Here is a 7,155-nt window from a genome sequence, read left to right as displayed (position 1 = left end):
TAGCCCTCCGGGCCCATTAGCGGGGATCCGGGCTCGGTCCGGCGGCCGGCGAACTCGCCGAGTCCGACCACCCGCAGCGACTGCAACCACGCCGTGGCCTTCTCCACCGCGGCCAGGTACTCCAGCAGCACCCCGTCAGAGAGTCCGGACAGGTCCTGCCGCGCCAGCACCACCACCAGATCCGGCGGTGCGATGTCCCGCCACGCCTGAAACCACTCCACCGGACCGTGCTCCACCAGCGCTGGCGGCTTCGGCCGGGCCGCCTCCCTGGCCCGCTCCCGCTCCGCCCGCCGGGCCGGCGACAACGCCCAATCCGGCACCTCCTCCCCATCCTCAGCTTCATCCGCCGCCGGTACCGGCTCGGACGCTGGCAGGGGATCAGCGGAAACGGGCTCCGCCGGACCGGGGCCGGCAGGGCCCTCCGCGGCCCCTGAATCCGAGTCGGAGGCACAGGCTACAGCGGGAACCGCCTCCGCGTCCTTGGGCGCACCGGCAGCAGATTCAGACGAGGCAGGTTCAGTCCGTTCGGCGGGACCAGCCGTGGGCTCAGCGGGGGTGGGATCGCCCTCGGCAGGCTCTGGATCCTCACCCGCGGTAGGAGCAGAGCCGGCAGCCGGGGAAGCGTCTGGAAGCTGCGGGGCGGTTGGTGTCTCTGGCCCGGCAACACCCGGAACGGTGTCCCCGTCAGCCCCCTCCCGGTCGCCGGGATCACCGACCGGTACCGTGATGCCGTCCTTATCTCTTTCGGCAGGCAACACCCTGCGCGACCATGCCGGCAGGTGTGGACCGTCGGGACCATCCGGATCGGAGGCAGTTGGAGCGGAGGAAGAAGGATCTTCCGGGGGCGCGGCCGGAGCCTCGACATCAGCTTCCAGGCCCGCGATGTGGACGGTGCCGAACGTTGGATCTTCTAAGACACGCAACTGATCGCCGGCCCCAGGCGCCAGGTCCGGATACATCCGCCGCAGGCACTCATCCAGCAGCGCCCTATGCAAGTGGTACTCAAAAAGAGAAGACGGCCCATCCGGGGCAGCAGAGAACGAGGCATTGACCTGCCGCTTCCTCGACCGCTGCTTCCCGAAGTCCTCCATGCACCAACACTATGAGCTGGCTCTGACACTATTCGAAGGGACGCCTAGGGTGCGGGGGGATCCCCGAAACCGTCGCGGTCAGGGTATCCACAGGTTGTGGATGATTTCGGGATTAGTCCCGTCGTCGGGCCTGCCGCCTGGTTTCGATGTCCGTAGATTCACCCATGCCGCGCGGGCTGCGGGGCACAATGATGCTGGAACCGGATGACGGCCCGAGAGGAGTACTTTGCAGCAGCCGATTGACGTTACGGCAGGACCGGACAGGGCGGGCGAGCATTTGGTCGTTGTCGTGGGACAGGTGGCGCGGGACCTTGTGCTGTCCATCGACGAGGTGCCGGAGGAGGGAGGCTCGGCGCCGGTCCGCGAGCGCCGCGAGCTGTTGGGTGGCAAGGGCGCCAATCAGGGCGTGGCATGCCGCCAGCTCGGCGCCCGGGTCGAATTGGTCGGAGTCGTTGGGGAGGACACAGCGGGGCGGGAGATCCTCGAACAGGCTGATGGCGACGGAATCGGGACCGGCGGCGTTGTGCGGCGCCCGGGTCCGCGGACCGCGCTGCTGCTGGACCTCGTCGGCCCGCCTGGCGTCCGCAGACTGATTGAAGACGTCGATGAGGGAGTGCTGCTTGGCGCTGCGGACGTCGAGGCGAGCCGGGAGATTCTGGAGTCCGCGGATGCGGTCCTCGTCCAGCTCCAGCAGCCCGGTCCCGCCGTGGTGGCCGCGCTCGATGCCTGCCCGGAAAACGTACTGGTCGTGGTCGATGGGGCTCCCCAAGACGAGGACACCCGCCGCCGGGTGCTCCACCGTGCCGACGTCGTGCGCGCGGACTCGGCGGAAACCGAGGCACTGGTCGGGTGGAAGCCTGACGGCGTGCAGGAGGCGGTCCGCGCCGCCCTGGAACTGCTCACGAAGGGCCCCCGCATCGCCGCGCTGTCTGTGGCGGGCAAGGGCGACGTCGTCGCTTGGTCCGGCGGGCACGTATTCATACCGCTGTTGGGGGAGGAAGCGGTGGACCCGACCGGAGGCGGCGACTCCTTCGTCGCAGCGCTTGCGATGGCGTTGCTGGCGGGAGAAACAGCTGAGCTGGCCGCATGGTCGGCGACCGTGGCGGCGGCGGACGTTGTCCAGCGGCCCGGAGGGCGCCCGCAACTTGATGCCGGCCGGCTCCGCACCGCGGCCCAGCGTGCACGGGAAGAAGCTGCAGCGGCGACGGGATAGCGTGGAACCGTGGCTACTCGAACACTTACGACCCATCCCTGGCAGGTCCGCGAAAGCGAGCTCGCTCCCGATTCCCTCGGACTCGCGGAGTCTGTCTTCGCCTTGGCCAATGGCTATGTGGGATTCCGCGGCACCTTGGACGAAGAGCAGCCGAGCGCAGCGGCAGGAGTATTCCTGGCCGGCGTTTACGAGTACCATCCGTTGTCCTATCCCGAAGGTGGCTACGGGCACCCGGAGTACGGCCAGACCATGATCGGGGTGGCCGACGGCACAGGGATCCGGCTGCAGGTCGACGGCGTGCCGCTGGATGTGCGCGACGCGTCACCGTTGCAGCACGAGCGGGTGCTCGACCTGCGGGCCGGCACGGTGCGCCGCGAAGTCGAGTGGAGGACACCGACCGGGGCGCGGATGCGGCTGGTGTCGACCCGTCTGGTGTCTCTGTCCCACCGTTCTGCGGCGGCCATTCGCTATGAAGTGCAGGCTGTCGACCAGCCGGTGCAGATCGTGATTCGCTCGGAGCTCACGGTCAACGGCACCCCGCCTCCGGTCGAGAACAGCGATCCCCGCGTGGCAGAGGCGCTGGGCAGCCCCTTCGAGCCCTGCCTGCGCGGCTCGCATTCAACCGGCGGCCACCTCGTGCACCGCACACGGGGAAGCGGAACCTGCGTCGCGGTCGCCGTCGGGCATGAGCTTGTCCTGCCGGAGGGTGCCGATGTCCACACCACGGACAGCGTGGACCAGATTGCCACAAGCATCGTGGCCGAGCTGGAGCCGGGCGGAAGCGCCGGATTCGTGAAGTATGTGAGCCATGCCTGGTCGCGTGAAGATCCGGCAAGGGACCTGCGTGACCAGGCATCGGCAGCACTCGAGGGTGCACGGCAGCTGGGCTGGGAAGGGATGCTGGCCGAGCAGCGCCGGGTCCTCGACGGTTTCTGGGAGGCCGCGGACGTCGAGATCGATGGGGCTCCGGAACTCCAGCAGGCCCTGCGCTTCGACCTTTTCCAACTGTTGCAGGCATCCGCCTGCGTCAACCGCGCCCCCGTCGGGGCCAAGGGGCTGACCGGCTACGGCTACAGCGGCCACACGTTCTGGGACATCGACGGCTTCCTGATCCCTGCCATGGCCTTGCTGCGTCCGCAGGACGCCTCGCGGATGCTTCGCTGGCGGTCGTCGGGGCTGGATCAGGCACGGGAGCGCGCCCAGGTCCTGGGCCTGGAAGGAGCCTCGTTCCCCTGGCGCACCATCGACGGCGGCGAAACGTCCGCTTATTGGCCGGCCAGCACCGCCGCGGCACATATCAACGCCGACGTCGCCCGGGGTTTCGTGTTCTGGGCGGACGCCACCGGCGGGAGCTTGGCGGACGTCGGCGGCCTGGAGGTCCTCGCGGAAACCGCCCGGGTCTGGGCGCGGATGCTGCACCGCGACCACGAGGGCCGCTGCCACCTGTACGGCATGACGGGCCCGGACGAGTACACCGGAGTGGTGGATGACAACGTCTTCACCAACCTCATGGCCCAACGGAACCTGCGCTGGGCGGCGGATGCCTGCGAAGCGGATCCGGAATCAATGCGGCGGCTCGGAGTGTCGGTGGAAGAGCTGCAGCTCTGGCGGGAGGCTGCGGATTCGATGTACATCCCCTATGACGAGGTGCTCCAGGTGCACCCTGCCAACGAGGGGTTCACCACTTACCGGGAGTGGGACTTCGAAGGCCGGCAGGAGGCCTATCCCGTCCAGGACCACGCGCACTACGCGAAGATCTACCGGCGCCAGGTCGTCAAGCAGGCAGATCTGGAGTTGGCCCTCTGGTGGTGCTCCGACGCATTTACTGCCGAGGAGACAGCCCGGAACCTGGATTACTACGAGCGCCGCACCGTCCGGGACTCCTCGCTCTCCGCCGCTGCGCAAGCAGTGGTCTGCGCCCGGGCCGGGCATCTGGACCTCGCGCTCGCCTATCTGCGCGAAGCGGCCTTGGTGGATCTGCGCGACCTGCAGCACGACAGTGAGGAGGGACTGCACCTCGCCTCGCTCGCCGGGGCCTGGCTGGCTCTCGCCTGCGGTCTCGGCGGGCTGCAGGTCGACGGAGGCAAGCTGCAGTTGGCCCCGCGGCTGCCCGCGCAGTTGGCGCGCATTGCGTACCGCTTCCAATGGCGGGGGCACCGCTTCGGTGTGGAAACCACCGCCGCGGGTACCGTCATCCGGTTGCTCGACGCCGGCACATCCGCCGCGGAGCCCGAAACGGAGGTCCGGCTAACAATTGACGGCACGGAGTATGCTGTCGCTCCCGGCTTGCCGGCCGAAGCCCCGCTGCGCTCGCCGGAACCTCTTCTTCCGGCACCGGAACAGCCAGCAGGCCGGGTGCCCGGCGGGCACCCGGCCTGAGCGGCTTAGGTTAGGGTCAGGCCAAGGCCTTGGCCTTGATCTTTTCGAACTCATCGGGCCTGATCAGCTGGCGGTCCAGCAGATCCTGAGCCTTGGCGATCTCATCGGCCGGGCTGGCCCCGGTCCCCGCGGTCTGGCGGATGTAGGCCTCGGTCGCCACCGCCTGGGCATGTGCGGCCTCTTGGGACCGTTCCGCCATCGTGCGGCCCCGGGCGATCAGGTAGATCAGCACGGTCAGGAACGGCACGAAGATCAGGAAGAAGATCCAGACCGCCTTCCACCAGCCGCTGAGGAACCGGTCCCGGAACAGGTCCGTAATTACGCCAAACAGGGCGAACAGGTAGGAGACAAAGACGAAGCACCAGAAGAACCACCAGATGACGTCCCAGAAGTTTTCCCAAAAGTCCATTGCGTGCCTCCCGGCCTAGGTGTTGCCAGACTGTCCCCCGGTGCGTGAGATGCGCCAAGTCTACGGGCGGGTACGGGTGCCGGAAACGCCCAATTCGGGGGAGTCAGGTGGTATCCTCAATGGATCGAACATACATTCGAAGGCGGTGTGCGGTGCAGGATCCGGCAGGACTTTTCGACGGCACGGCGCCGCCCTCCGGCGGAGCCGGCTCGACGGCCCAGGCCAGCGGTTTTCCCTCTCCCGCCCGCGACTACTTCCACGGCGGTATCGACCTGAACCGGCACCTGATCCGGGACCGCACCAGCACGTTCATCATGCGGGTGTCCGGCAATTCGATGGCCGCGGCCGGGATCAGCGACGGGGACGAGCTGATCGTGGACCGTTCGCTGACTCCGCGGGACGGATCCGTCGTCATTGCCGTGCTTGAGGGGGAGCTGGCGGTGCGGCGGCTTCGTGCGGGCCATGGGAAGGTGAGCCTGCAGACGGACGACGGCGGTGTCCCCACCGAGGTGCCGGAACTTGCGGACCTGCACATTTGGGGCGTCGTCACCCGCTGCCTGCACCATGTCTGACGGTGGCGGGGCCAGGGCCAGGGACGGCGGGGCCGCGGATAACGACGGCGGCTCCTGGCCTGAGGACCGCGGCGCACCGCCCGCGGGCGGTGCGTCCCCGCGCCCGGAAGACCCGTCCGCCGGCCGGATCGCCCTGGTAGATGTGAATAACTTCTATGTCTCCTGCGAACGCGTCTTTGACCCGAGGCTGGAAGGCCGTCCCGTCGTCGTTCTTTCCAATAACGACGGCTGCGTGGTGGCCCGGTCCGAGGAGGCGAAGGCGCTGGGGATCGCGACGGGGACTCCGTGGTTCCAGGTGGCGCCGCTGGCGCGGCGCTGGGGGCTGGTGGCGCGTTCGAGCAATTACGAGCTGTACGGGGACCTGAGTTCGCGGGTGATGGAGGTGCTCGGACGGTTCGGCGTGTGGCAGGAGATCTACTCGATCGACGAGTGCTTCCTTGGGCTGCCCGGCAGCGAGGCGCAGCTGCGCGAGACGGCCGCCCGGGTGCGCGCCGCCGTCGGCCGGTATGTCGGCGTCCCGGTCTGTGTAGGGGTGGCGCCGACAAAGACGCTTGCGAAATTCGCCAACCATATCGCCAAGCGCAACCCGGGGATGGCCGGGGTCTGCTCGCTGGACTCGATGCCGGCGGGCGAGATCCGGCGGATCCAGTCCCGCGTTCCGGCCACCGGCCTGTGGGGTGTGGGGCGCAAGACCGGGCAGCGGCTGGCGGCGCTGGGAATCGATTCGATCGCGGACCTGAAAGCGGCGGATCCGCTGATGATCCGGAAGCGGTTCTCCGTGGTGCTGCAGCGGACCGTGCTGGAGCTGAACGGGACGCCGTGCATCCCGCCGATCGATGAGCGGGCCGACAAGCAGCAGGTCATGTTCTCGCGCAGCTTTTCCACGCCGGTGACTTCGTCCGAGGAGATGGACCAGGTGATGGCCGTCTACGCGCAGCGCGCGGCGGCGCGGATGGCGGAGGACGGCCTGCGGGCGACGGTGCTGACGGTGACGGCGGGGACCAGCCGCTTCTCGGGGGGCGCGTCGTCGTTTCCATCCGCCAGCGTGCAGTTTCCGGCACCCACACAGGATCCGATCCAGCTCACCCGGGCTGCCGTCGCCGCGATGCGGGGGTGTTTTGAGCCGGGGCAGAAATATGTGCGTGCCGGCGTGCTGTTCAGCGGGCTGGAACCGGCAGACGCGCAGGAGGCCTTCGACCCGTTCGTCAGCGAGCTGGAACAGCGGCACATCGGGGACCTGCTGGGCAGCGTCCGGGCGAAGTTCGGGGAGTCGGCCATCGGGCTGGGGCAGGGCGGGATGGCCGAGCCGGCAGCGTGGTCGATGAAGCGCGAGTTCTCCTCGCCGAAGTACACGACGAATTGGTCGGATCTGCCGGTGGTCCGGGCCTGAGGCTGCGGACCGGGCGGCCGGCGCCGTGCAGGCAACGGCCCGTGCGGCCGGTGCGTCGGCCCTTCCGCCGCCGTAGTCAACGGGTCTAAGCTCGATTCACT

At 68.6% G+C, this 7,155-nt stretch carries 6 protein-coding genes; 4 read left to right on the top strand and 2 right to left on the bottom strand.

Annotated elements, in window-relative coordinates; all coding sequences use genetic code 11:
* Positions 1-320, bottom strand: a 320-nt coding sequence (locus tag OC550_RS21020) for a hypothetical protein (protein WP_262107897.1), incomplete at its 3' end; no start/stop codon positions are given.
* Between the two features lie 997 nt (positions 321-1,317).
* Between OC550_RS21020 and OC550_RS21015 the strand changes: the two genes are divergently transcribed.
* A complete protein-coding gene (locus OC550_RS21015; RefSeq protein ID WP_262107896.1) occupies positions 1,318-2,304 on the top strand; it encodes a PfkB family carbohydrate kinase in 987 nt (328 codons plus the stop codon).
* Positions 2,305-2,313: 9 nt separating this feature from the next.
* Complete coding sequence (locus tag OC550_RS21010; RefSeq protein WP_262107895.1) at positions 2,314-4,683, top strand: glycoside hydrolase family 65 protein; 2,370 nt, start codon at positions 2,314-2,316, stop codon at positions 4,681-4,683.
* Positions 4,684-4,699: 16 nt separating this feature from the next.
* Here OC550_RS21010 and OC550_RS21005 read toward each other — a convergent pair whose 3' ends face one another.
* Positions 4,700-5,092: a hypothetical protein gene (locus OC550_RS21005; RefSeq protein WP_262107894.1), complete on the bottom strand. Its 393-nt coding sequence runs from the start codon at positions 5,090-5,092 to the stop codon at positions 4,700-4,702.
* Positions 5,093-5,244: 152 nt separating this feature from the next.
* Between OC550_RS21005 and OC550_RS21000 the strand changes: the two genes are divergently transcribed.
* Both OC550_RS21000 and OC550_RS20995 read left to right on the top strand, forming a co-directional pair.
* On the top strand, positions 5,245-5,664 hold the full coding sequence (locus OC550_RS21000) for a LexA family transcriptional regulator (protein WP_262107893.1): 420 nt from the start codon (positions 5,245-5,247) through the stop codon (positions 5,662-5,664).
* Entirely contained in the window at positions 5,657-7,054 is a 1,398-nt protein-coding gene (locus OC550_RS20995) for a Y-family DNA polymerase (RefSeq protein ID WP_262107892.1), read from the top strand. Before OC550_RS21000 ends, OC550_RS20995 begins: the two co-directional genes overlap by 8 nt.
* The last annotated feature ends 101 nt before the right edge of the window (positions 7,055-7,155 follow it).

This window comes from Arthrobacter sp. Marseille-P9274, assembly GCF_946892675.1.
Taxonomy (GTDB): domain Bacteria; phylum Actinomycetota; class Actinomycetes; order Actinomycetales; family Micrococcaceae; genus Crystallibacter.
This window is presented reverse-complemented; position numbering and strand designations above follow the sequence as displayed.